Annotated in this window: 1 pseudogene; it reads right to left on the bottom strand. The window is 72.0% G+C overall.

The features are described from left to right. Nucleotides 1-657, bottom strand: a pseudogene (locus tag IE200_RS20500) (hypothetical protein); the annotation flags it as partial.

The following is a 657-nucleotide window of genomic DNA, read 5'->3' as shown; positions in this document are numbered from 1 at the left end:
CGGGGTGTTGAGGTCGATGACGGGCTTGATCGTCACGCTCGTGTGGGTGTCGCCGCGCCAGGCCTGGATCTGCTTGAGGAGGACGAGGCGCTGGCCGTTCTCCATCCGCCCGGTCGGCCCGAAGATCGTGGTGTCGCCGGAGAGGCTGGCGTCGAAGTGCGCGTGGATGACGACCTCACGCGCGGGCGGCAGGTCCTCGCTGTCTGTTCCTGGGCCGGCGAGGTCCAGTGCGGTCTGGGTGCGAGCGAGGTTCCCGAGCGCCTTGGCGCGGCGGGCGTCGAGCGACAGCGTGGAGCCGAGTGCCTTCTGGGTGGCGGCGTCGTGCGCGACCGCGCGGTCGAGGTCGAGGGCGTCGGCGAGGTCGACCTCGGCCTCGATGCGCATGGTGCCGGCGAAGTGGACGTCGTCGTCATGCACGGTCACGTGGCGCGGGTCCACCGACAGGTAGCCGTCCTCCGGATCGGCTGTCGGGTCGGCGACGGCGAGGTCGTAGCGCGTGATGGTCTCGGCGACGAGGCGGTCGAGCTGCGCGGGTCCGATGCGTCCGGCGACGGCGGCGACCTGCGCGTCGACGAACCCCGCCGCCTCACGAGTCAACGGAGGGGAGGTGTGGATGGTGGTCTCCGCGACCGCACGGGCACGCCACGCGGGAACGGC

It is taken from the genome of Nocardioides flavus (ex Wang et al. 2016) (genome assembly GCF_014653115.1).
Taxonomy (GTDB): Bacteria; Actinomycetota; Actinomycetes; order Propionibacteriales; family Nocardioidaceae; genus Nocardioides; species Nocardioides flavus.
The sequence above is the reverse complement of the archived record's forward strand: the minus strand, read 5'-3'. Positions and strand labels throughout refer to the sequence as shown.